Origin of the sequence: Mucilaginibacter terrenus (genome assembly GCF_003432065.1) — a bacterium.
Taxonomy (GTDB): domain Bacteria; phylum Bacteroidota; class Bacteroidia; order Sphingobacteriales; family Sphingobacteriaceae; genus Mucilaginibacter; species Mucilaginibacter terrenus.
In genome coordinates this window covers 269,533-295,560 of the sequence record NZ_QWDE01000001.1, presented here as the reverse complement: position 1 = coordinate 295,560, position 26,028 = coordinate 269,533, and the positions used below count along the sequence as shown (strand labels likewise).

General features: G+C 45.0%; 18 protein-coding genes. 6 read left to right on the top strand and 12 right to left on the bottom strand.

Annotation, left to right across the window (positions count from 1 at the left end; translation table 11 throughout):
• Nucleotides 1-113 precede the first annotated feature (113 nt).
• The gene (locus DYU05_RS01220; protein ID WP_117381169.1) at nucleotides 114-3,200 is read left to right on the top strand and encodes an amidohydrolase family protein; all 3,087 of its coding nucleotides are present in this window, start codon (nucleotides 114-116) and stop codon (nucleotides 3,198-3,200) included.
• Between the two features lie 23 nt (nucleotides 3,201-3,223).
• Complete coding sequence (locus tag DYU05_RS01215; RefSeq protein WP_117381168.1) at nucleotides 3,224-4,531, top strand: amidohydrolase family protein; 1,308 nt, start codon at nucleotides 3,224-3,226, stop codon at nucleotides 4,529-4,531.
• A 77-nt stretch (nucleotides 4,532-4,608) separates the two neighbouring features.
• Here DYU05_RS01215 and DYU05_RS01210 read toward each other — a convergent pair whose 3' ends face one another.
• Together DYU05_RS01210 and DYU05_RS01205 are read right to left on the bottom strand one after the other, a co-directional pair.
• Nucleotides 4,609-5,460, bottom strand: coding sequence for a PRC-barrel domain-containing protein (locus DYU05_RS01210; RefSeq protein ID WP_117381167.1), 852 nt, complete (start codon nucleotides 5,458-5,460; stop codon nucleotides 4,609-4,611).
• Nucleotides 5,461-5,487: 27 nt separating this feature from the next.
• On the bottom strand, nucleotides 5,488-6,141 hold the full coding sequence (locus tag DYU05_RS01205) for an OmpA family protein (RefSeq protein ID WP_117381166.1): 654 nt from the start codon (nucleotides 6,139-6,141) through the stop codon (nucleotides 5,488-5,490).
• 211 nt (nucleotides 6,142-6,352) lie between these two features.
• Between DYU05_RS01205 and DYU05_RS01200 the strand changes: the two genes are divergently transcribed.
• A complete protein-coding gene (locus DYU05_RS01200; protein ID WP_117381165.1) occupies nucleotides 6,353-6,691 on the top strand; it encodes a hypothetical protein in 339 nt (112 codons plus the stop codon).
• Nucleotides 6,692-6,732: 41 nt separating this feature from the next.
• Nucleotides 6,733-7,890: a M28 family metallopeptidase gene (locus DYU05_RS01195; protein WP_117381164.1), complete on the top strand. Its 1,158-nt coding sequence runs from the start codon at nucleotides 6,733-6,735 to the stop codon at nucleotides 7,888-7,890.
• 337 nt (nucleotides 7,891-8,227) lie between these two features.
• Here the strand turns inward: DYU05_RS01195 and DYU05_RS01190 are convergent, their stop codons facing one another.
• Genes DYU05_RS01190 through DYU05_RS21190 form a run of 3 tightly spaced genes read right to left on the bottom strand, consistent with a single transcriptional unit; the run spans nucleotide 8,228 to nucleotide 12,750 of the window.
• Nucleotides 8,228-9,955: an OmpA family protein gene (locus DYU05_RS01190; protein WP_117381163.1), complete on the bottom strand. Its 1,728-nt coding sequence runs from the start codon at nucleotides 9,953-9,955 to the stop codon at nucleotides 8,228-8,230.
• An 8-nt stretch (nucleotides 9,956-9,963) separates the two neighbouring features.
• Entirely contained in the window at nucleotides 9,964-10,938 is a 975-nt protein-coding gene (locus DYU05_RS01185; RefSeq protein WP_117381162.1) for a PorP/SprF family type IX secretion system membrane protein, read from the bottom strand.
• Entirely contained in the window at nucleotides 10,939-12,750 is a 1,812-nt protein-coding gene (locus DYU05_RS21190; protein WP_205771758.1) for a T9SS type B sorting domain-containing protein, read from the bottom strand.
• Nucleotides 12,751-12,978: 228 nt separating this feature from the next.
• Between DYU05_RS21190 and DYU05_RS01175 the strand changes: the two genes are divergently transcribed.
• Both DYU05_RS01175 and DYU05_RS01170 read left to right on the top strand, forming a co-directional pair.
• Nucleotides 12,979-14,313, top strand: coding sequence for a cytochrome ubiquinol oxidase subunit I (locus DYU05_RS01175; protein WP_117381161.1), 1,335 nt, complete (start codon nucleotides 12,979-12,981; stop codon nucleotides 14,311-14,313).
• A gap of 3 nt (nucleotides 14,314-14,316) precedes the next feature.
• Nucleotides 14,317-15,336, top strand: coding sequence for a cytochrome d ubiquinol oxidase subunit II (locus tag DYU05_RS01170; protein WP_117381160.1), 1,020 nt, complete (start codon nucleotides 14,317-14,319; stop codon nucleotides 15,334-15,336).
• A gap of 15 nt (nucleotides 15,337-15,351) precedes the next feature.
• Here the strand turns inward: DYU05_RS01170 and DYU05_RS01165 are convergent, their stop codons facing one another.
• The 7 genes from DYU05_RS01165 to DYU05_RS01135 form a co-directional block, all read right to left on the bottom strand.
• Nucleotides 15,352-18,705, bottom strand: a complete 3,354-nt coding sequence (locus tag DYU05_RS01165; protein WP_117381159.1) for a DEAD/DEAH box helicase — start codon at nucleotides 18,703-18,705, stop codon at nucleotides 15,352-15,354.
• Between the two features lie 104 nt (nucleotides 18,706-18,809).
• Nucleotides 18,810-19,808, bottom strand: coding sequence for a Hint domain-containing protein (locus DYU05_RS01160; RefSeq protein ID WP_165851971.1), 999 nt, complete (start codon nucleotides 19,806-19,808; stop codon nucleotides 18,810-18,812).
• A 46-nt stretch (nucleotides 19,809-19,854) separates the two neighbouring features.
• The gene (locus tag DYU05_RS01155; RefSeq protein WP_117381157.1) at nucleotides 19,855-21,024 is read right to left on the bottom strand and encodes a pyridoxal phosphate-dependent aminotransferase; all 1,170 of its coding nucleotides are present in this window, start codon (nucleotides 21,022-21,024) and stop codon (nucleotides 19,855-19,857) included.
• 19 nt (nucleotides 21,025-21,043) lie between these two features.
• Nucleotides 21,044-22,627, bottom strand: a complete 1,584-nt coding sequence (locus tag DYU05_RS01150; protein WP_205771756.1) for a flavin monoamine oxidase family protein — start codon at nucleotides 22,625-22,627, stop codon at nucleotides 21,044-21,046.
• A gap of 160 nt (nucleotides 22,628-22,787) precedes the next feature.
• Nucleotides 22,788-23,261: a DinB family protein gene (locus tag DYU05_RS01145; RefSeq protein ID WP_117381156.1), complete on the bottom strand. Its 474-nt coding sequence runs from the start codon at nucleotides 23,259-23,261 to the stop codon at nucleotides 22,788-22,790.
• 101 nt (nucleotides 23,262-23,362) lie between these two features.
• Nucleotides 23,363-24,664 (bottom strand): sensor histidine kinase, encoded by a 1,302-nt coding sequence (locus tag DYU05_RS01140; RefSeq protein WP_117381155.1) that lies wholly within the window; start codon nucleotides 24,662-24,664, stop codon nucleotides 23,363-23,365.
• Entirely contained in the window at nucleotides 24,648-26,021 is a 1,374-nt protein-coding gene (locus tag DYU05_RS01135) for a sigma-54-dependent transcriptional regulator (RefSeq protein WP_117381154.1), read from the bottom strand. The genes DYU05_RS01140 and DYU05_RS01135 overlap by 17 nt, the downstream gene beginning before the upstream one ends.
• Nucleotides 26,022-26,028: the final 7 nt, after the last annotated feature.

The following is a 26,028-nucleotide window of genomic DNA, read 5'->3' as shown; positions in this document are numbered from 1 at the left end:
ACTATTAAGGCTTTTACATCAAGCAATTGCAGTTGTAACATTTCCATGATAACGGCTGATTATAAGCTGTGGTGGTAAAAAATTAATAGTTTCGTAACAAACAATCATACAGAATGAAGAAACCTTTACTTTTTTGCTTTTTCCTGCTGATGATCCAAATTTGTCGCGCGCAGGAGACTTTTCCTGTTAATGGCAGCTGGGACATCCGCCCCGGGAAGTACGCGTTCACCAACGCAACAATTATTACCGGCCCCGAACAAACACTCACCGGCGCAACCCTGCTGGTGAACGATCGCGTAATTGAGTCTGTAAGCACACAGGGAACTATCCCGAAGGGGTACATCACTGTTGACCTTAAAGGCAAGTTCATTTACCCCGGCCTGGTTGATGCTTATACAACGTATGGCATACCCGATGCACCACGCCAGGCATTTGGGCAGGGCGGCTTTGGCGGCGGGCGCGTTTTTGTATCTACCAAGCCGGGAGCTTATGGCTGGAACGAAGCTATAAAGCCGGAAATGAATGCGAAAACAGTATTTCACGTTAATGCAGATGCAGCGGAAGCGCTTAAGAAGAACGGTTTCGGCACCGTGCAATCTTTAATACATGACGGTATTGCACGCGGTACATCTGTTGCTGTAAGCCTTGCTGATGAGCGGGATAATTTTGTGATAATAAATGACCAGGCGGCCGCGCACTACTCTTTCAGCAAAGGAACGGCAGCTACAAATTACCCATCGTCATTAATGGGCAGCATAGCCTTGTTGCGCCAAACCTATTATGATGCGCAATGGTATAAATCGCAAAAAACAGAGTACAATATCTCGCTGGATGAATTTAACAAAACACAGTCATTACCGCAGATATTTGAAGTAAGCGATCCGCAGAGCATTCTGCGGGCGGCTAAAATTGCCAAGGAGTTTGGCAAAACATACATTTTCAAAACGGATGGCTCGGAGTATCAGCGCATAGCTGCTGTAAAAGGCACCGGCGCTTCGCTTATTGTTCCGCTTAACTTCCCGGCCCCTTTCGAGATAGAGGACCCGCTTGATGCACGCAATGTGAGTTACCAGCAGTTAAAAAGCTGGGAACTGGCGCCTACCAACCCTGCCGCATTGGAAAAAGCTGGGATTAAATTTGCTTTAACCTCATACGGGTTGAGCAATACACGCGACTTCTGGGCCAACCTCCGTACCGCGATTAGTTATGGCTTAACTCCTAAACAGGCACTTGCTTCGTTAACCACCATACCTGCAGAAATGCTGGGCATCAGCGATAAAGTGGGCACGCTTGCAAAAGGCAAATTGGCCAGCTTTATTATCACTTCCGACACCTTGTTTAAAGCAGAGAACGTGATCTATGAAAACTGGGTGGAAGGCCGGCAGTACATTGTGTCTAAAATGGATGTTGCCGATATCAGTGGTAAATACAACCTCACCGGCGACGGTTTCGCCAATACCAACTTAACCATTAGCGGCAAGCCGGGAAGCTATGAAGCCAATATTGAGCGCACCGGTACTGATAGTGCTAAAGTACGCGGCACCATTACCCGAACAGGCGACGACATCAATATCTACTTTAATTACAAAAACAAACCTGCGGGCGTCATTCGCCTGTCGGGACATATCTCATCGGTTTCGCCGGTTACTATCCGTGGTAATGCGTTATTGCCAGATGGTGGTTCAACCGCGTTTAGCGCTGTATACGCAGGCACGGCACCAGCTGCAACAGCAGCTACCCGCCGCGATGCACAGAAACCAAATTTAGCAGTAGGCCCGGTAATTTACCCGTTTGCAGCTTACGGTTATACCGAACTGCCCAAAGCACAAACAGTGTTATTAAAGAACGGTACTGTTTGGACCAATGAAAAAAAAGGTGTGCTGCAAAATGCAGATGTGTTATTGGAGAACGGCAAGATTAAAGCCGTTGGCAAAAACCTATCCGCAGCAGGTGCAAAAGTAATTGATGCTACGGGCAAAAACATTACCGCAGGCATAGTAGATGAGCACTCGCATATAGCGGCAACAGGCGGCATAAACGAGGGTACACAATCGGTAACTTCAGAGGTCCGCATTGCTGATGTGATAGACGCAGAAGATATCAACATTTACCGTCAGTTAGCTGGTGGTGTTACCACCTCTCACATCTTGCACGGTTCGGCAAACGCCATAGGCGGGCAAACCCAATTGATGAAACATCGCTGGGGTATGCTTCCCGAAGAACTGAAGTTTGAAGGTGCAGACGGTTTCATTAAATTTGCACTGGGCGAAAACGTAAAGGGCAGTAATAACAACATCACCCCGGGTTCGGTACTGCGCTTCCCGCAAACACGTATGGGTGTTGAGGAAGTTTACATTGATGCGTTTACCCGTGCTAAAGAATACAAAGCTGCACGGGCGGTAAAAGGTAGCACTGCCCGCCGCGATCTGGAGCTGGATGCACTTTCAGAAATACTGGACAACAAGCGCTTTATCACCTGCCACTCCTACGTACAATCGGAAATTAACATGCTGATGCATGTTGCAGATAGCATGGGCTTCCATATAAACACCTTTACACACATTTTAGAAGGTTACAAAGTTGCCGATAAGATGAAGGCGCACAACATTGCCGGATCTACCTTCAGCGACTGGTGGGCTTATAAGAACGAGGTAGCCGAAGCTATACCTTACAATGGGAAGCTGATGCACGAGGTAGGTTTGATAACCGGTTTTAACTCTGATGATGAAGAAATGGCACGTCGCCTTAACCAGGAAGCAGGCAAAGCCGTTACTTACGGGCACATGAGCCAGGAGGAAGCGCTGAAACTGGTTACCCTAAACCCGGCTAAAATGATGCACGTGGATAACCGCATAGGCAGTTTAAAAGCCGGTAAAGATGCCGACGTGGTAGTATGGTCGGCCAACCCGCTGTCTATATACGCGGTTGCCGAGAAAACCTTTGTTGACGGTGTGCTTTACTGGGACATTGAGCAGGATGCCGCCCGCCAGAAAGCGATGAAAGCGGATGAAGGACGCATTATACAGAAGATGCTGGATGCAAAAAATGCAGGCAGCAACACGCAACGCCCCGCAGCAGGCCGCAGGCCGCGTTCTTACCAATGCGAAAGTTTAGAAGAAGAGAATTTTGTTGTGCAGGACGCTTACACCGAAATGGAAAAAGAGCGCGCCGCACGCGCAGCAGCAAGTAAACTAAAGTAATCCTTACACCCGGAACAACCACAATGAAAAGAACAATATTAAGTTTTGGAGGATTACTGCTAAGCATGAACCTCCTGTTTGCGCAAGCCAACATCTCCCCTGCAAAACCACAAACCAGGCCCGTACTAATAACCGGCGCTACAATACATGTTGGTAACGGGCAGGTGATAGAAAATGGCTACATAGCGTTTGATAAAGGCAAGATCACGGCAGTTGGCACAGGGACCGCTCCCGGTGCCGGATCTTATGAAGTAATACAAGCATCAGGCAAACACGTTTACCCCGGCTTTATTGCCCCGGTAACTACGCTGGGATTGGTTGAGGTGGAATCCGGCGCACGAGGCACCGTTGACGACGAAGAAACTGGCGAGTTGAACCCGCATGTACGCTCTATCATCGCTTACAATACTGATAGCAAAGTTATTCCTACCGTGCGCTCAAACGGTATTTTGCTGGCACAGCCAACGCCTAATGGCGGGATTATTTCAGGTCAATCATCAGTTGTACAACTCGATGCCTGGAACTGGGAAGACGCCACCTACAAAAAGGATATGGCCATACACCTCAACTGGCCATCGGCAGCCCAGCGCCGCAGATTTGGGGCAGCCACAGGCGCGCAGCAGGAAACACCCGCCGAGCGTGCCCAAAAAGCCATTGACGCCATTAACCGCCTGTTTAAAGAAGCGCAAGCTTACAGCCAGGGTGCAAAACCGGCAATAGCCAACACCCGCTTTGAAGCCATGCGGGGCTTGTTTGATGGCAGCAAAAAGTTGTTTGTAAACGCCAACGCAGCAAAGCAGATTATGCAGGCGGTAAGTTTTGCTAAACAGTTCGGTATTAAAGAAGTAATAGTAGGCGGCAAGGAAGCTTACCTGGTTACCGACATCTTAAAGGAAAACAATGTGCCCGTTATTTTGGAGGAGACCCAAACTCTACCAGACAAAGATGAAGACGATGTATACCTGCCTTATAAAATGCCTAAGATTTTGCAGGATGCCGGTGTACTTTACGGGTTAACCGGTATTGGTTTCTGGCGCCAGCGCAACCTGCCCTTTGAAGCAGGACAGGCGGTGGGCTACGGCTTAAGCAAAGAACAGGCCGTGAGCATGATAACCCTCAACAACGCCAAAATTCTTGGTATCGATAAAACAACAGGCAGCCTCGAGACGGGAAAAGATGCCAATCTCTTCATCTCAACCGGCGATGCATTGGACATGATAACACTTAATGTTGAGACCGCTTTTATACAGGGGCGCAACATTAACCTTGACAACCTGCACAAACAGCTTTACAAGAAATTTGCAGACAAGTACGGTGTAAAAGCCGACTAAATAGCAGAATAAATCTTCAAAGAAATCGGCCGCTCTTAAAAAAGGGCGGTCGATTTTTTTTATTGAAGTTGTAACTATTACAAGTTGTTCCTTCTGTCCTGATCGATGTTTCTCAAACGCTCGCGCTCAATCTCATCATCCTCATCAACCGGGTAAGCCTGGCTTCCTGTATTATCAGTCAGGTTTTCAGGCGTATCCTGCTCATCTTTAACTATAATAACATCGTCAACCGGTTCATCACCAACATTACGTTCCATTATCCAGGTGCTTGGCATTTCATTTTCTGCAACAGATTCATCATCTGTAAGTGGCGGACTGTTGCGGTTATAGAATTTATCCTCATCAAAATGGGTATGGTCGTAAAAACCTTCCCGCTGGTATAAGGTATCTGAGGTATGGCTGGTATCAAAAATACCCCTGATTGCCAGCTCTGTTTCGGTGGTTACATTTCCCTTCTCATAAGCAGGTAACTCACTCAACTGTTGTATGCTGATGTTAGGTATAACCACTATTTCCTCATCATATTCTTCTTCCTCGTCATCATCATCGTCGTCGTCAGTACGATCATATACCTGCTCACTTGTTTCAGAAGAAGTGTTATCACGGTAGTCGCCGTTAACGTCGGTTGAATTATCGACATCGCTTACCTCATCATCATCGTCCTGATGTAAGTCTGCTACGCCAATTGGTATTAACACCTTTTTGTCGGTATCTAAATCCAGCTCATTATCTTCAAGATCAACTACCAGGTAGCGCACCTTGCGCGATTCAGGATCAAATAGCAGATCATCAACATCGCCAATCTTTTCTCCTTGTTCGTTAATAACTTCCCAGCCGGTTATATCCGGCTCGCCATCAACAATTTCAAAATCACTATCACTCAACTCCTGCAGGTGATTGTTCTTATATTCATTTTCTTCGAATGCCATAACTGTATGTTTTAGTATTGAGGTTAATTATTTAGTACCTGTACTATCTGGAAATGCTACTATCTCTACATTACGGTTCTGCTCTCTGCCGCTTGCAGTTGCATTGCTGGCTACCGGCTTAGTTTCGCCAAGCGAATGAACCGACACCTTGCCTGCATCTATACCACCGCTTTTAAGAAGCCAGTCTTTTACCGCGTTGGCACGATCGGCACCCAGTTGCTTGTTGTGGCCGGCATCACCCGTAGAATCAGTATTGCCATATACGCCGATTGTTGCACCTTTAAAACGTTTGTTTATAGATGTTGCAATTTGCTTTAACTTGCTTTCAGCACTTCCTTCCAGCTGATTCTTGTCAGTTCCAAAAAGGATGTTTTCACCAAGACTATAAATTGTGTACTTATCGTTACCACTGACAGCGATGTCACTATCGGTTATATCCGGATCAGAAGTTTTGGGTGAATTAAAGTCCACGCTGTTCCAATCAGGTTCGGTGGCCGCAACCGGCTGGGCAGATGAAGAGGTTGTGTCAGTTGATGTCGCGGTAGAATCGCTGCCGTTTGTTGAATTTTTAGAACCGCATCCTTTTACTAAAAAGAACACCAGAGCTAAAGCAATAAGAGTGATCAGGAGCCAAAGCCACCACGGACTGGATGATTTTGGTTTTACTTCTAAATGTGCCATTTGTTGTGTTTAAGTATAAATTGATATCTGTTAAATAACTACAGAGTACAAGGCAATTATTAAATATTTGTTTTAAAAGGAAATATTTTTGTTCATATATCATAAAATGTAACTTAAAAGAAGTTAAAACGCATACCACTATCCAGATTAACTTTTGGTAATCATTCAAGCAGGCCATTATGTCCGATTAAAAATAATAGTATCTTGCACAATGGGAGATTACATCGCATCATTAAAAGACTGGATAGTTGCTTTGGGCGAGGAGCACGAAGTAGATCCGCTTTTACTTGGATGCCTGTATCTCATCAGCAAGCCCGGCTTTTTCTTCTTTTTAGGCTGGACCATAAAAAAGCTCAGGGCAAAAAAGGTGTTTCTTACACAACTACTTATAGCATGTTCATTCTTTAGTCTGCCTTACTTATACGTGGTAATAGCCGGACGGAACATTTCTCCATGGGTGTACATCTGCATTGTACTGCTATTTGCCTCCGGCGCGTATTCTATCTGGAAGAAGGTAACTGCCAAGGTAGATCCCACCCTACCCGTTTAGCGCGCTTTTCATATTACCCGTTTTAACAGTATGTTAGTGTCATGAAACTTAGGCTACTGCTATTACTCCTTATCATAACTAACGTTGCCCTGGCGCAGGATGTTAAATTTGCCCGCCAAATGGTGGATACGCTTACATCCCGATACTTTTGGGGCAGAGGATATACCAACAATGGCATGAGCAAGGCTGCTGATTTCCTTGTTGCACAACTCAAAACATATGGCGTTAAGCTAATGGACGGCATAAGCTATAAGCAGGACTTCTCCTATCCGGTAAATACTTTTCCAGGTAAAATGGAAGTAGCTATAAACGGTATACAACTGTTGCCAGGCAAAGACTTTATTGTTGGCCCGGGTAGTCGGGGTGTAAAGGGTCAAGGCAAACTAGTACAAACAGATAGTACCCATTTTGTTGACCAGGAAAACCGGATAATTGTATCGCTGGAAAGCAAACTCACCTTTTCTGTTGAACAACAGGCAGCTGATTTTACCTTGATACAATTGGACAAAAGTTTGCAAAAGAGTATTCCGGTTGATATCAAGGCTGATATTGAAAGTAAGCTCATATCCAATTTTAAGACGGCTAATATCTGCGGGGTTGTTAAAGGAACGGCTAAGCCAGATTCTGTAATTGTTTTTACTGCACATTACGATCACTTGGGTGGCATGGGCGATAAAACCTTTTTTCCCGGAGCCAATGACAATGCCAGCGGAGTAACGCAGGTGTTAAGTTTAGCCAAATACTACGCTGCTCATCCGCAGCCTTACACAATTGCATTCATCTTTTTCGCAGGAGAAGAAGCTGGGTTGCTCGGCTCCAAGCATTTCACAGAGCACCCGCTTTTAGACTTGAATCAGATCAGATTTCTTGTTAACCTTGACCTGGAAGGTACCGGTGTAGACGGTATAACCGTTGTTAACGCTTCTGTATTCCCTAAGGAATTTGCCTTGTTAAAACAAGTAAATGAAAAGGGAAATTACCTGGTTAAAGTAAACTCACGCGGCAAAGCGGCTAATAGCGATCATTATTTCTTTTCAGAGAAAGGGGTACCTGCATTCTTTATGTATACCCTTGGCGGCATAAAAGCTTACCACGATATTTATGACGTAAGCTCAACCTTACCTATGAATGAATACGAAGACATATTTCATTTGTTGGTTAACTTTACTGGCGGATTGATGGGGAAGCCGGGTAAGTAAGAGATTAATTACTCACTTCAATCCATAATAACTAAAAGTCCCTTGTAAGAGAGCAATGACTAAAGCAAGAAGAAGCGATCACGGTAAATCTTATGGAATGAGCCGATGAGTTGTGGCACCAGCTTTTAGGTTGAGCTTATACTTCCTTTGGGGAAACAATTTTATTCATTACGAAAAATATCAATAAGCAACTGTTAAATTACAGCAAAACTAGCAGTTTTTGTTTTCTAATTTATACATTCGAAGTTCTATTACTTGTGGCTCTTGCCACTATTGTGATAAGGTTTAGGTTAAAGCCCCCAAACAGCGAGTGTAAGGGGGCTTTGTTTTATATTGATCATTTATTGTCGATACTAATTTCTGTACGCCGGTTAAGTTGCTGGGCTGTTTCCGGACAAACCACGCCATCAGGGCAGTTGTTCACCAGGTTTTCTTCGCCATTCCAACTAGCACGCATCCTTTCACGATCTATTCCTTTCGAAGCCAGGTATTCCAAAGCCGCAAGCGCCCTGCTCCTCGACAAGTTGATATTGTAGCCGGCAGATGCACGGGCATCTGTATAAGCAGCTAGCTTTATTTTAAGTGTGGCAAAGCGTTTAAGTACTTCGGCAAGCTTGTCAAGCTGAGCTGCGGCATCCGCACGAATGTTTGCTTTATCAAGGTCATAATAAATAACAACATTTATGGCTTGGGGAGGCTTCGAGTCGATACCTCTTGCTTCATCTGGTATTGGTTTAGCAGCAGTTACCAGCGAAGGCACATTATAGTTAAAGCTATAAATATCATCGCTGCCCATACCACCTTTACGATTGGAAGATAAGTACCCTTCAGAACCATTGTGTGTAAGCAGGTAGAAATCGTCAGAAGTGCTGTTCACCGGATACCTGTAATTATGTGGAGTGTCCCAATCAGCCATTTCTCCTTTAGAAAAGAATATATCAAACCCGCCCATACCCGGCAAACCTTTGGAAGCAAACGTTAGTGTATCTGAGCCTTTTACAACAGGAAACGCCTCATCATACCTTGTATTAATGGCTTTACCGCAGTTTATTGGCTTACCCCAACTACCGTCGGCCTGCTTTTCGCAAAACCAAATGTCTGTCCCACCCTCGCCACCGGGCATATCAGAGGTAAAGTACAATAGGTTACCATTGGGAGACAAAGCGGCATGGCCCACAGAATAGGAACTCACGTTATTATATGCAAAGGCTTTAAACCTGCCCCAAACGCCGTTGCTTTTTGTAGCCATGATCAACTGCAGCCTGCGTGTATAAAGCCGTTGAGAGCTCTTACGCGGCCGTTTATCCACAGCCAATTTGCCTGCTGCTACAGTTGTTGTAATGGTTATCCATGATGTATCAGCATTGTTATTAAACACAGCCGGGCCAACATGATAGTCGCCATTAAACACTCTGCTATCTTTTGTCCTTAAGGGAAGTAGAGCAATACTATCGTTTTTCACCAGGTAAAGTTTCAGGTAACTATTACCTGTCCGTTTGTCAATTTCCTTTAAACCTTCGTAACCGCTGACCCTGTCACTCGTAAATACAATGTCGTTTTTACCATAAGTAGTGGCACCCCAATCACTGTATACCGTACTTAGCCCTTTCTCCAATTTAAGGGCAAACCCTTTTACCGGTACCGTCATCCATTTTTCAGCTGAGTCGCAGGTGGCTAGTTTAAACTTCAAACGCTCTGGATCATTCACCTGCGCAAAATAAGCCTGGTACTGAACCTTTGCCTCTTTCAACTTCTTATTCTGCAGCAAGGCTTCTGCATAATAATAAATGTTTATAGCAGCAGCTTTATCGTAGGCGATGGCGCTGGCATACCATTGCTCGGCACTACGGCTATCATTCATCAGACGGTAACAGTCTGCTAAACGCTCTATCACTCTATAATCCGGATTTGCTTTATTGGTAAGATCGAGGTACATCTCTGCCGCTTTTGCATACTCCTCCCTTTCAAAAAACTTATCTGCTATTTGTTTTTTGCCCGGCTGTTCCTGTGCATAGCTGAAGCAGCAAACGCTAAGCAACAATATGGTAACAAGTATACTCTTCATAATATTGCTTAAAAAAACCTGGGGCTAAGTATCTTAGGTCGTTTGCGCCTGAACGACAGGCTTAACGATACCTCGTGCGTTCCGCTTTGATAATTTGCAAGTGCACTGGTACTAAAGTCAAAAGAGTAGCCAAATCGTAAAAAATTACTGATACTAACTTGTGCTATTGCAGTAACGGTGTTGCTTTTGTCTAACCCTGAAGAATTAGCAGGTTTAGAAAATCTTACTCCGGTGTTGTACGACGCACCAAGCCAAAATCTTTTGTCAAATAAAACATAGCTGGTAATGTCCAGTCCCGCGGTACCTTTAAAGTCCTCTTTAAACATAATAGAAGGCTTAAGATCAATGGTTGGGCTAAGCGGCAGCATAGCACCGGTGGTTAAATACATGTGGGCTACCGGGTTTATAACCTGTGTATTTGCACCTGATATAGCGTTGGAAAATAAGTTGAGTACAGAGCCGCCGGCATAGAAATTAGGAGTTGTGTAATAAGCGCCTAATCTAAAGTCCGTCATCAGTGTTTTCTCATTGGCAGTAATGCTACCGTCGCCACCATCAATCGGGTCGAATTTTGAGGCGTCTATCCGGTATTGAACCAACCCGGCTCCAAATCCAAAGCTTAGCCGCTTGGTATCCTCATCATTAAGCTGCAGCCTGTAAGCATAGTTGGCGTAGAAGGCGCTGTTGTTTTCAGGACCCAGCCGGTCATTCGTCACCAGGAAACCAAGAGCAGCTTTCTTGGTTTCCGGATCAAGCACACCATCAATGGAAATTGTGCTGGTCTTTGGCGCACCATCTATTCCCGACCATTGCAGGCGGTTGCTTAGGTTAAGTGTCCAGTCTTCTTTATAACCTGCATAAGCAGGGTTTACCACCAGTCCGTTGAACATATATTGGCTAAACTGCACCGTCTGCTGTGCACGCCCATAAACGGATGTAAATAGCAGGAATATCAACAGTTTGTATGTTTTTGACAGCCTCATCTACTTGCGGTTGATATATAGCCAGCCTTTGTAAGCAGTAGGCTTGGCAGCGCCTGTTTTTAGTTCAAGCAGGTAATAGTAAGTACCTTCGGCTAAACCGCTAGCATCCCAGTTGTTGCTGTAGTCTTCAGATTTGTAAACCTCGTTTCCCCATCTGTTAAATATCAGCAAACGGCTTCCGGGGAAACTCGATATTCCTTTAACTTCAAATACGTCGTTCTTTCCATCTCCATTTGGGGTAATAATGTTGGGGACTTTAATTAGTCCGGAGGGATCGGGCGTTTGTACCCTGATGTTGATTGTTGCCGCCAAACCTGAATTAATAACGTATGCCCAGGTATCAATGCTTTTGTTGTTTCCAAAATCGTTATCATCGTTACTGTTTGCTGCAGTGCCTCCCCATTTATGCCCGTTGGTGAGGCTGCTTAAGCCTGAGAGGTTAACTACCGGATTAGATGGCACACCAACAACCGTTATCGGACTATCGTCCCAATAGATGGTGTTATCGGGCGACCCTGATCCATTTATACGGGCTAGCTTTACACCGTTTGTGTTCCGTTCAACATCAAAGAAGGGGAAGTGTACTTCAGCCGCAAACAAGGTAGCTGTTACATTAATGCTGTAATTGCCTGCACTTGCCGGCAGCAGTTCACCACGCCCGTCCAGCCCGTCCCAACTTACCTGGTTATTGCCTGCGGTAACTGATCCTGTAAACAGTCGGTCGGAGCCATCGTCAAACTTTCCGTTTTGGTTTACATCTATTGATATTTTATAAGTGCCGTTAGCAGTGGCAGTAAAGTTTATACGCCCACCAGCCATTACTGTCCCCGCTATGCCGGGCGTACCATCGGCACCTGTAAAGGCAACATTGGTTATAGAGGGCGTCACAGGAAGGTTCACTAGCCACGTGGTTCCGGAGGGTGTGGGTGCTGATGCAGGAAGATCAGCCGCCGGCGTGTTAAAGAATATCTTGTGCGTTATGTCAGATGGTGTATCCTCTAGTGATGGATCATACACGTTCACCCCCACTGTTGTACTGTTTAAGCTTTTGTAGGATGGCCTGCCATCAGCGTTACGAAAGCCCTTATTGTTTGCAAAAAAAGTAAAACCGTTACCTGCTTGTCCATTATTATCCAACGTGTAATTGTATCCGTCTTTGGTAAGCACATTTAATACGGCATTAAAACCTACGTTAAATGTGCCTAAGATGCCAATGAGCACATTGGTAAATACACGTCCGCTGAGGAATGCGGTATTGCCCGCGTTTCGTACGGATACATCAAAAGCAGCTATATACTGGCTGTTTGGCTGTACCCAGTTAGTTCCTGTGGCTATTGCTGGAGGGTTACCGTTTACTTCAACTCCGTTCGTGGGAGAGATGAAATCGATTTCCCATATCCCCTCCTGTCCCGGGGATACAGGAACTATAAACGGAATGTAACCTCCTGCATTTGGCAGCGGACCGGCCACCTCCTGGCTTCGGGTTCCCAGGTAACCTCTAGTTTTTGATGAACCGCTGTTGTAGGTGTTTCCGTCCGGCGCACGTAACCTGATGGTTCCTGCGCCGATACCTTGGGCACTGGAGCCCAGGCAAATAGCTTCACCCACCTTTACGTAGACCTTCATTGTGCCTAACGTAGGATAAGGGTACGAGGGGTTTATACTAAGCGTAGACAGAAGATAAGCACGATTGCCGCCATTTGCAGTTAGCTCTTTACTCCCCTCGGCGTAAACGGACATCTGCACTATTGATAATAGCAACACTAGACTAATACGCCCCGCATTTAAGAAGTCGGAAAAATAGTTGCTCATTGCGGTTACAGGACTGGTGTATTGTCGATGTTAAAATATAAAAAATCTGTGTTGTACCGGCAATCAGGCACATAATATATTCAAGTTACAGCAAGCAGAACATATTGCGATGTACTTACGTAAAAATCATATTTAACCGCAAGAAAATAATAATACATAATCAATATAAATTAACTTATCTGTTTGATAAATATGAACTTACTTATGCATACTGCGTAAATTGCGTACATGGATAATTTTATGGCCGCACGCTCGCAAATGGCCCTATCCCTGGGGTTTCATATCATCTTTTCATGTATAGGTATGGTGATGCCGTTCTTTATGGCAGTGTCTCATTTCTTATACCTCAGGAGCAACAATAATATCTATCAGAACATTACTAAAGCCTGGAGCAAAGGTGTTGCAATATTCTTCGCTACAGGTGCGGTATCCGGCACTGTATTATCGTTTGAGTTGGGCTTGTTGTGGCCTACATTCATGAAACATGCCGGGCCTATATTCGGGATGCCTTTCTCATTAGAAGGTACCGCCTTTTTTATAGAAGCAATAGCCCTAGGCTTTTTTTTATACGGCTGGGGTAAGTTTAACAAATGGTTTCACTGGTTCACCGGGGTTATTGTTGGTGTGAGCGGACTTACATCGGGTATATTGGTGGTGGCTGCCAACGCCTGGATGAACACACCAACCGGGTTCGACTTGGTAAATGGCAAGTACCTTAACATAGATCCTATAAAAGCTATGTTTAACCCCGCCTGGTTTTCACAGGCTTTGCATATGAGTATAGCTGCCTTTGCGGCCACCGGCTTTGCTGTTGCGGGCGTACATGCATTAATGATCTATCGCAAAAAGAACATTGAATTTCACCTGCGGTCGTTCCGCATAGCAGCCATATTTGGTGTGCTGGCGGCTATTTTGCAGCCCTTAAGCGGCGATATATCCGCCAAAATGGTGGCTAAACGCCAGCCGGCAAAACTTGCTGCTATGGAAGCGCACTTTAATACGGAGCCTTATTCCCCCCTCATTCTTGGTGGCATACCCGACGAAAAGAACAAAACTGTAAATTACGCGATAGAGCTACCCGGCATGCTAAGTTTCATGATTTATGAAGACTTTAAAAAGCCGGTAAAAGGATTAGATCAGATACCTAAAGCTGATCAGCCCCCTGTTGCAGTTACACATTATGCCTTTCAGCTAATGGTAAGTTTAGGTATGCTGATGATGGCCCTGGGTGTCATCTACCTTATAGCGCTGGCAAAAAAGAAAAGCTGGTTTAGCAAGAACTGGTTTCTAAAGCTGTTTATACTTGCTACGCCACTTGGCTTTATTGCTGTAGAAGCCGGCTGGACAGTAACCGAAGTTGGCCGGCAACCCTGGATTGTACAAGGCGTTATGCGTACGGCAGATGCGGTTACGCCGATGCCGGGTATAGCTTATTCCTTTTACCTGTTTACCGCTGTTTATTTATCCTTAAGCTGTGTAGTTGTTTTTTTACTTTACCGGCAGATAAAAATGGTTCCCGTATTGTACGATGTTGCTGGTAAACCACACTTAAAAGCGCATTAAGCTATGATATACGTTGTAATTGTTTTTCTTTGGCTGGCGCTGCTGCTTTATTTGGTGATGGGTGGTGCGGATTATGGTGCCGGCATTATAGAGCTTTTCACATCAGATGCAAATAAATCGCGCACGCGGCGCATCATGTACAACGCTATTGGACCCATATGGGAAGCCAACCACATGTGGCTCATCATCGCTATAGTGATATTGTTTGTAGGCTTTCCGGTGATCTACACCACCATGTCCACCTATTTGCATATCCCGTTGGTAGTTATGCTGATGGGCATCATAGCCAGGGGGACAGCCCTTACTTTCCGCAGTTACGATGCAGTTAGGGACGACATGCAGAAAGTATACAACAAAGTATTTGTTTACTCCAGCTTTGTCACGCCGTTGTTCCTGGGGATTATAGCAGGAAGTGCTGTATCCGGCAGGATAGATCCAGGTGCAAACGATTTCTTGCATGCCTACGTTTTAAGCTGGCTAAACTGGTTCTCGGTGGCTATCGGTTTCTTTACCGTCGCACTTTGCGGCTTCCTGGCAGCCATATATCTTATCGGTGAGGCAACAGACCACCCTTCACGCAAGAGCTTCATCCGTAAGGCACGTATCATGAATTTGGCTGCATTTGTTGCCGGTGCAATGGTGTTCATTGCAGCTATTATAGAAAAGATACCATTGGTGCAATGGGTGTTCGGCAATATCATCGGTATTGCTGCAGTAAGTGCTGCAAGTATATCACTTGTTGTATTGTGGTATTTAATCAGCCGAGGAAAGCGCTACATCATCCGCGTACTTGCCGGTTTCCAGGTAACCATGATATTGCTTACCACAACCTATAAGCACTATCCAAACATAGTGATACTCAAAGGCGGAGGCTACCTCTCGCTGCTTGAGAATCGCGGAGCAGAAAAAGCGATAGAGTCACTGGCGATTGCTTTGCTTATTGGAGGTTTGTTCATCCTGCCGGCACTTGGTTACCTCATCTATAGCTTTCAAAAAAAAGGACAGGATATCGAGGGTCATTGAACAGCTAAGGATAACTTACAACGGCCTTAGTAAATCCATCCAATCTTCTTTACTCAATGATTGTAAGACCGCGTCTGACGTAATGAGCTTATTTGCCAGATCCCTTTTATTCTCCTGCAGACGAACCACTTTTTCCTCAATCGTATCAGGGCATATCATTCGTACCGCTACAACATTTTTGTGCTGACCAATACGGTAAACCCTATCGATAGCCTGATTTTCTATCGCAGGGTTCCACCATGGGTCAACCAGGTAAACATAGTCTGCTGCTGTAAGATTAAGCCCTGTGCCACCTGCTTTAAGGCTAATTAAGAACACCCGTGTATCTGCATTCTCCTGAAAATTATTCACTACCTGCTCCCTGTTTTTGGTAGCACCTGTGAGGTAGGCAAAGCCAATGTTGCGTACAAGTAGTTCTTTGCGGATGAGGTTGAGCATCCCCACAAATTGAGAGAAAACAAGTATTTTATGGTTGGGTGATTTGCTTTCTATCTGCTCCAGCAGTACATCTATTTTGGCCGATGCGTTACCCGGTAGCCTTACACCTTCAAGCAGCTGCGGCGAATCACAAATCTGGCGCAGTTTTGTTATACCTTTAAGCACATGCATTGAGCTTTTTTTCAGTTGATCCTGAGATGTAGCCGATATAAATTCCCTGAACTCTTTTTCGTAAGCATTGTACAATGTGCGCTGCTCTTCATTCATCGGGCAGTGCAACACCATCTCGGTCTTCTCCGGCAATTCGGCAGCTACCTCCTGCTTAGTACGGCGCAGGATAAAAGGCTTTATTTTTTGCTGAAGCTCGCGGGCACGTTTACTTACTTTGAACTGGTCTACAGGCATCGCATATATCTCTTTGAAATATTGCAGACTGCCAAGCAGACCGGGGCATGCAAATGACAGTTGGCCGTATATATCAAAGGTATTGTTCTCAAATGGTGTCCCGGTAACGGCAATGCGGTTACGTGCCTTCAGCAACTTGGCGGCTTTGTAACGCTGAGAAGTCGGATTTTTAATATTCTGCGATTCATCGAGAAACACGTAATTGAATGTGTAATTCTTAAGAAAGTTGATGTCCGACAGCAGCGTACCGTAAGAAGTGAGCACGATGTTATAACTATTAAAGTCTGCGATATTCTTTACCCGGTCGGCACCATAAAGCGTCAGTATCTTTAGCGACGGTGCAAAGCGTTCAGCCTCTGCCTGCCAGTTGAAAATAAGTGATGTGGGCACCACCAGCAAGTTGGTATTCTGCTTCGCTTTAGTGTTTTGCGAGAGAATAAAAGCCAGTACCTGGATAGTTTTGCCAAGGCCCATATCATCCGCCAGGCATCCTCCAAAATTAAGTTCGTCTAAAAAGTTGAGCCAGTTTAGCCCGAATTGCTGATATGGCCGAAGCGTAGTCTTGAGTTCCGCAGGAACGCCTATCTCTTCAATTTTCTCTAGGTTATCAAACTTGTTCCGGTATTGCTGCAGTTCCAGCTTCACCTGTTCGCCCAGCTGCTGATCCTCGTATAACTCACTTATCAGTTCGAAATTGGTTTTAGGTGTAAGCAGTTCTTCATCAACTATTTGTGCGGCTTCGAAATATCTTGTGAACTTATCTATCCATTCCTGTGGTAGTATGCCCAGCGTACCATCATCAAGCTGCACATACTTGGTTTTATTTCTAATAGCCTTATGGAGGTGTTTAAGCGAGGCCTTGCGCTTACCAAACCTTGCATCAAGCTTTGTATTAAACCAGTTTAGCCCGCTAAGTACTTTTATGCTGATGCTGACCTTATGCGGGTTAAGGTTATTGCCCGTAAGCTCGTTAAAACCTAAAATAGCGATGCCTTCTGCCCGCCAAACCTCAAACGCGTTCAGGAACCATTCCTCATCTAAAAAGCGTTTCTTGTGCAGGTAAAAGTATTGCAGGTCGTCCGCCAGCTGCTCCTCAAAGTAAGCGTGTTGTTTTAAAATTGCAGCGATAAATTCCCGCTCGGCAGGTTCATCACGCTGAACTAGAAACTCCTCGCCCCGGCTATCGATAGCATAGATCAGGTCGTTTTTACGAACCGGGATCTCCGCTTCGCCATACCGCATTACAGGAAAGATCATGATGTACTGACCAAAGTCCGAAAGGTAGATAATACGCTCTCGATGGTTAAACTGCTGCTCCTGCAGTTGCACAGCCGTTGCTGTCGGGATGTAAGGATAGCTCACCTTAACACCTGCATCCAGCTTGTTTAAAATACGACTTTGAAATTCTTTAAATTGGTTTTTATGTACATGCAAATAATCCTGCCCCTGTTTGAACAACGTTATCGCGCCTGTTGTCTGCAAATTCTTCACTAAATACAAGGTGGATCCAACTTTTATAAAATAACCAAACAGCACTTCAAGCTTTGAAACAGGATAACGCTCCTCTCCCGCTGGTAACGAACCTGATATCTTAAAAACATCCTTTATCGGGTCAACGGTAAGCTGCAGATCGGTATGCAGTGCGCGCAAATTAACCTTCGTTAAGGCCCCGGACGGAACCTTTTCAGACACAGCTACATCATGCAGGTAGCAATCGAAATTAAGCGGATTCTTAACTATAGCTTTTAAGCTATCCAAGCCTTGCTTGTTGACCTTAGCATCTATATTTTGCTGAAAGCGGGATATAGCGGTATAAAACTTAATTTCAAACGGATCATTGGTATCCATTATCAATTGCAAGGGCGCAACAGGTATCAGCGGGTTTTTTATACGGCCATCTTTTGTACTATCTGCATCATACAGTTCAATAATAAGGTGCTTGTAAAACTTGTGCTGCTTAAATACTATAATACGCTTTAACTCCTCGTCAGCCTTCGTTAATCGCGGCGTTGCAGATGCTTGCTGCAGCATTAGCTGCCGTTCCATAGCATCTATACTTGCATTGGTAACCGGCAATAATGAGCGATCTTTAGGATTAATGACCAACCTGCCTTCATTTAGCTCCAGATCGAAGTACTCGTCAAGCTCCGGCTCCGCTTCCAGCCCATAATCAGCAGCAAATTTCCGAAGCTTTTCGCGCCTATAATTATCATCGAAAAACACGATGTAATTTGGATTTGCTATGATCTGCAGCAAAGCCGATGATTTATGACTACAAAGCTTGCTTTTAGGTTGAGTGCATGTACAGGTAAGATGAATTGCCGCTTGTTGCTGGCTCACTCTGGTTTTGCCGTCTACACTTAGGAAAGTCGCTTCGTTTACAGCTATATCTACCAGGTCCAGCGTTTCGCTGCCCAGTTCCTCATAGCTTGTAACCGGCGACAATTGCGCAATTGTTACCGCATTTATTTGTGATATTAATTTGCCGGATATTATATAAGTACCATCATGGGATGCGCTTTCCATAGAAGCCGGCAAAATACGGTTTTACTATTTTAAACCACAAAAATTGCAACAACATCAGCGCAAGTATACCATACCAGTAAACGGCTGATGTTGATACTTTAGCTCTACTTCTGCATCACCATAACGCCGTTCATCAGCAGGGTACTTCCCTTTTCGGCAACTATGTTGTAAACGTTTTGTACGCCCCCAGCACGTTCATTCTTTTGCAGCACAGTAAAAGCTTCGTACTTGCCGGTTTGTTCGTTAAGGCAAAGTACCTGCTGGCCAAGTGCTACATCGGCCATTTTTTCGCGCCCGTTTTTGGTCATCATCGGGTGATTGGGAGTAGCCTGTAATACTTTGGCCCGGAGGTTAACAGATGTACCTATTGCGGTATTTTTTTCCTGAGCAGATACCAACACCAATTGCGTAAGCGCGTAGTTTTTAGCAGCATGCACGGTAAGCTCTTTCACCCTGGTGGCAGATGGTTTACGCGTTTGAGGGTCAATAGTAATCACCTCATCCCCACTCTTTACATCTTTCAGCATCTTTTTACTTCCGTTGCTCATGGTTACCAGTTCCTCTCCCGGGAAGCAGATGTCGTTGCCATAAGTGGCCGACTCCTCTTTCATATCCTTACCATTGTTCAGCACTTTATATTGTTGAAAGCTTAGCTCCTTGGACAACACGTAAGACAACTTTAAAATAAAGTTCTTTTCTACTTTATTAATGTCATCTATGTCCTGAAAATACTGTTCCCATACCTTGCCGTCTGCAGTAAAGTCGGGCACCAAGGCCTGGTATTTTTTACCAGTTTCGCTGGTGTAAAAAATCATTGTGCCAATTTCCTGCATAGCTTCTTTTGCGACAAGTTTATACAGGTCAATCCGTTTTTTCAGGCCATCACTGCCAGTGATGAAGTATGGCTTGCGACTTTCATAACGGTCGAGAACATAAGTATTTTCAAACTTTACGTAAGTGTCTTTATCAAGATCAGCTATGGTATAGGTCTTAGCTTTTTTATACTCATCAAGGGTAAGCGGCCGTGGATTAGGCGTTTTTTCCTGTGCGAATGTGGTGGCGGTTATAAAGGCGAAAGAAAGTGTATAGATTAATTTGCGCATTAGTATTCGATATTTTTGTTGAGTTGTTGCCGACTTCTGAGTTGAATTAAGATATCTCTTTAAAGGCATCAGCAAAGGCCTGCATTTCATCCATACGGCCAACGCTTACGCGGCACCAATCCTGGTTGTTAAGTTTCCAGCTGCGTACGCCCACGCCGCGCTTCATCATTTCGCCAACAAACTTGTTACCATCCATTTTTAGCGGAAACATGACAAAGTTGGCCGACGAAGGAATGTAAGTGTATCCTTCTTTCTTAAGCACATCATACAAATACTCTTTGGAAGCATTGGTTTTCTTTAAGGCGTCCTGAAGATAATCGGTCTCCTGGTAAGTAGCAATAGCCGCTGCCAAAGTAGTAGACGATAAGCCGGCCCAGCCCGGTGTATATATTTCCAGCGTGCGGATGGTTTCGGGCTGTGCAACAATGTAGCCGCAGCGTAAGCCGGCGAAACCATAAAGTTTGGAAAAAGTACGTGCTACAATAATGTTTTGACCTGCTTTAACCCCACCTATCAGCGTGGTGCCTTTAGGATCGGGCAGGTAATCAATATAAGCCTCGTCAACAAAAACCACCGCTTTTTTTGATACCCGTTCGCAAAATGCCTTGAGCTTTTCGGTGTCCACTACAGTTGCAGTAGGGTTATTAGGGTTACAGATGTATACTAAACCGGTGTTGGCATCAACTTTAGCTTCCATAGCATCAAGGTCCAGTTTATAATCAGAGGTTAAAGGGACTTTCACCCATTTACCTTCAAAATGTTCGGCCTGGGTAGGCAGGTCGTCGTAAGACGGGTCGCCGGTGATGATGTTCTTACCGCCTTTGCTGTAATGCATAGCCGCCGCCAGCAGCAACGGCGATGAGCCTGATGCCAGCAATACATTGGACTGCTTTAGCCCTTCGTAAGCTGCTATTTTACCACGAAGGGTGTTGATGGCGGAAAAAGCATACTGGTAGCTCAGGTCCATGGCATCTGCAATAGCCTTTTTGGCAGCGGCAGATGGACCAAAAGGATTCTCGTTGGCCAGCAGTCGTGCTTTCATAGCTGGTGCGGCTGTCAGGATAGCACTTTCATCGGTCACGCGTTTAAAGGCGTTGATGTTTCTGAGCAAGGGCATAGCGGCCAGTTTGTTAACTGTTCCTGAAAGGAAAGCCACGCCGCCAGCCATTAAAGCGCTGCTTTTAAGCCAGTTTCTGCGGTTAATTGTGTTTGCCATATTTTAAAGTCTAGTTTTTCTATTTTGTTGTTGGGTAAACTAACTGTTGCCCTGTTACACGCCCGTGAATAGAAGATACCACGCTGCGCGCTGATTCAAACGCTCCTGCCATCCAGGCGTTTAAATACGTAAGGTGCTCTCCCGCAAAGTAAACGTTACCATCAGGCTTGAGCAGTGCAGGATATTGGTTCTTCCGCGTCTCGCCGGAATAAACCGCCCAACCGCCCATGTTATACCTTGTTTTATGCCAGCTTACCGAAAATGAGCGCTCGAACTCCGCGTCATACTGCGGATGAATTAACCTGCCTTTTTCCAACGCAAGCTTCTCGCGATCTGCATAGCTTAACTCGCCCGTACGCTGTGCTTTTTCGTTGAAATTGTAATATCCTATTAAGATACCCTTTTTACCAAGATAATCATAGCTGGGGTAAAATATTTGAGTTAAATCATTGTTGGTGTGTGTAATACCACCGTAGATATGGTCATCCTCTTCCCAAAACCGGCGTTTAAACTGCAGGCCGATCTTACCAGTCTGGTTATAGGTGATGTAGTCTATAGCTCTGCTTACTTCACCAGAAAAGTTGTTATTGATATTGCTAAGTACCGGCAACGGAATAGTGCAAATACATATATCGCCTTGTAACTGGTGTTCTCCGACGGCATCTTTATAAGTCACCCTTACACCTTCCGACAGGTTAGTTATATTGGTTACCTCCGCGCCAAGCTTTAAAGACGCCGAAACCTGCTTCTGTAGCGCTTTGGCAATCATATCCATTCCGCCAACGGCCTGGAACATGGTCATCTGCAGCTCGTAAGTATATTCTGCCACGTTATAAAAATCCGGATCAAGCAAACCGGATTGTATAAAATCGGCAAGTTTATGCGCCTCACCTATTTTACCCGGCAGATTGCCCGCACCAGGCGATTCTGCGTACCCCCTTCTTGCTGACGCTTTGTACAGCTTATCAATATCCAGCCCTCCCTCAGCGGCCAGGTATTCTAATACCTTTTGGGTATCCTCTTTGGTGAGGGCGGCATCTAAAGCGCCATTGTCAATGCTTTTGCTCAGCAGTTCGGCCATGTAGCCGCGTACATCGTTATGTACCTCGCGTGCGCGTATCTTTTTGTTAGACAGCGGCCCCTTTCCTTCGGCAAAGTAGTAAGCACCTTCATTAACGTTATTGTAGACTTGTATGGGTACACCCAGCTCCTTGCAGTAATGGAGGGTTAGCTCATGATGATGCGGAATGCGGGAAGGTCCGGCATTAAAATACAGCCCGTCATCGAATTTTGCAGTTATAGCAGGCCTGCCTGTTTCCTGGTTGGTACTGCCGTTACGTACGCTCCAGCAACGACCACCGGCGCGGTCCCGCGCTTCCAGGATAGTGCATTTGTAGCCAAGTTTGGTTAGTTCGTAAGCGCTTGCCATCCCGGCAAGGCCTCCACCCAAGATAATGATGTGTTTACCATTACCACTGCCGGGCAGATCAAAAGAATATGCAGGTGCAGACTTGAGCATTCCTAACGCCATCATGGCAGGGTAAGCGCCGCCGGCCAGCATAGCACCTTTGCTGAGAAAATTTCGCCTTGTGAGATTTTTCAAAATAAGAAACAGTAATAAAGCAGGTGGAAGCTTACGCTTCACATCCGAAAATTAACTGTTTTTTAACACAATGGCAATAACGTTATCAAAATGCTCCACCATCAATACAAGTAAGTGTGAAAATTGAAGGTTTTGGAGCGGCATAATGTGTCGTACCTACTCAGGCCAGTACCAGTTGACCAAAGTGGTAAGCAATGTGATTAGTCCTGCTGAGCAGTACACTTAAACGATTACGTGTAGGATCCTTTTTAAAATCCTCGTCTGTCATTGCGTTGTGGCGCTTAAACCAATCTTCAGCAGGGAGTGCTGCAAAAAGCACGTTTAATTCGTTATGCACTTCTGCCCAGTACTGCCTTAGTTCTGCAACGGACGGCATGTTTGCCTTTACATCGTCGGCATTCTTCAGAAAATCATTCACAAGGAACGAATGGGTGGCGGTGCCCAGGCCTAACGTTTCCTTAAGCATGTCATGGTAAGCAGTTAAGTGGCCATACAGGTATATTATCCGGTTTTTACCAGCGCCTACAGTACGTTGGAAAGCTTCGTCGCTGAGGCCATTAAAGAATTTTTCTGCCCGTGCAACCTGCTGGTTCCATCCATTCAGGGCTATTTGTACAAAGAGTTGTGTCTCCATCCTTTTTTAGTTTTGGTAAAGAATGCAAGAACTTGGGAGTTTAAGAAATTAGCAGGCTAAAATTACGGATAGTTGACGTTTGACCCTAAACAATCAGGTTGTTAATGATACGATATGCTAAAAACCGTTTGCCTGTCTGCAATTGTTTTCAACGAGAACTCATAACCATGGTTCAGCATAATCTCCCGCACGAGGGTCAGCCCGATACCCTGCCCGTCTCTTTTAGTACTAAAGAAAGGGGAAAAAAGCTGAACGCTTTCTTTCCCGGTAATACCTTTACCTGTATCAGTAATGGTTAGCAACTGCTTTTTAGCATCTATGCTAAAAGTAACTGTACCATTACTATCTACCGCTTCAATGGCATTTTTTGTAATGTTAATTAGTGCCTGTTCAAGCTGTTGTACATCAGCATAAACTATAACGGCTTTAGGTGTCGGTTCAAAAATGAGTCTTACATCATTTTCCTGGCCCTTTAATCGCATTAGTTCAATTACAGCTTTAACCAGTAATTGCAAATCTGTTTGTTTTTTGTTTGGAGGAGGCAGCTTCACTAAGTCGGCAAAGTTGCGCATAAAGTGGTTCAGGTTTTGGTTACGGTCAAATGCTACGCGCAATGCATTGTTAATTGCCGCGGCACTCTGATCCTGCCACAATGTATCTGCCCGCAATGCAGATTGTAAAATTGAGTTAACCGGGCCAATGGTGTTGTTTACTTCGTGTGCCATCATGCGTATAACTTTACCGTAAACATTCTTTTCGGCAGCAAGTATCTCTGCAGTAAGCTCTTCTATCATAATAAAGCCCCGGTGAAAGCCACGATCAATAAAGTTGGAACGCTGCAATTTATAGGTGTTGATTCCATCGGGTTTTAACGTAACGGACTCCCCGGCTTTTAATAAAGCCGCTTGTTTTAACAACGAATTGCCGATGACTGTTATATGCTCGCCAGTCAGCTGCTTTTCTGTAACGCCAAGCACCTGCGCCGCTTTGGGATTAAGCTGGTAAACACGATCATCATGATCCAGAATTACAATACCTGTCGGCGAGGTATGAATCAGCTTCTCCAGAAAGAAGTGCTGTTCCTGCTGCCTTGTGCGTTCGGTACGTAATTCATCTATCATCTGGTTATAAACATTTATGAGTTCGTCTACCTCGTGTTTTCCGGTAGTTAAAAACTTAATATTAAAGTCCTTGTCCTTAATGGCTTCTATGCCCTGCAGCAGCATTTTAATAGGGCTTATAAGCTGCCTGTAAAGCTGTACGGAGATTATTATTGATGTTATTATAAATACCTCGGAAAAGATAAAGTAGATGCGGTTTTTGTCGAAAATATAGAATGACAGCAACAGCGCCAGCGCATGCAGAACAATAACAAATAAAATGTACTTAGTCCTCAGCTTCATCGTACGGTATCTCAAATTTATCCAGTCGCCGGTACAAAGCACTTCTTGTAAGGCCCAGCGCAGGTGCCGCTTTACTCACCCTATTTTTGTGGAATGCCATAGCCCGCTTTATCATCTCAACTTCCATTTCCTCAAGCGTTATGGTGCCTACGCCTGGCCAGTGCGAATTACCTGTTTTTTGCGGCGAAAGCTCCAGCTGCGAACGAAAATCATCTATTTCCAGTACATTCTTTTTACTTACAAGGATAGACCGCTCTACCAGGTTTTTCAACTGCCGTATGTTGCCGGGCAACGGAAGTTGCTGCAGCCACTTCATAGCGCTTTTAGATACAGACAACTCAGGGCGATTATATATCTGCTTTAAATTGTTAATAAAGAATTCTACCAGTAAAGGTATGTCTTTCGGGCGCTCACGTAAGGCTGGTAAAGTAACCGTTATCAGATTTATGCGATATAGCAGATCTTCCCTGAAAGTACCGCTGTTAGCCATGCCGGTAAGGTTTTTGTTGGTAGCACACACGACACGCACATCCACGTTTTTGGTGCGGCTGCTGCCCAACACCTCGTAGGTGCGGTCCTGCAGTACCCGCAACAGTTTCACCTGGCTGCCTGGGTCAAGGTCACCTATCTCATCTAAAAATATAGTCCCTTTATTAGCCAGTTCAAAACGGCCTGCCCTGTCAAACCTGGCATCGGTAAAAGCACCACGTACATGGCCAAACATCTCGCTCTCGAACAAGGAAGTAGATATTCCCCCTAAATTTACCTTTATAAACGGCTTGTTGCGGCGCAGGCTGTTCTGGTGAATGGCTTCCGCTATCAATTCCTTTCCGGTACCGCTTTCGCCCATTATCAAGATGGAGGCATCGGTACCTGCCACCCTGCCAATAGTTTCCAATATTTCCAGCATTTTAGGGTCCTCCCCTATAATTTGCTGAAAATTGTACTCTTTATCTAATTGCCTGCGCGTACGGTTAATAACCGTTTTTTCGCGTAAGCCAAGTAGTGTTTTTACAGACTGTAGCAGATGCCCGTTATCCCAGGGTTTGTTAATAAAGTCATTAGCCCCTAACTTCATACCCTGCACTGCAAGGGCAATGCTACCCCATCCCGTAATCAATATCACAGGCACATCTGCATCGGCTCTGCGAATAGCTTGCAGCAACGTCATTCCCTCTTCGCCGGTTGTACTGATAGAGAAGTTCAGGTCAAGTATGATCAGCTCAGGTGCATCAGCCTTAATGATACGTAAAGCTTCTGCCGGTGCGTCAGCTCCGCTCACTTTATAACCTTCACTTTGCAACAAAAGCTGCAGCGAGGTACGCACGGCAATATCATCATCAATAACCAGTATCATGTTCCAA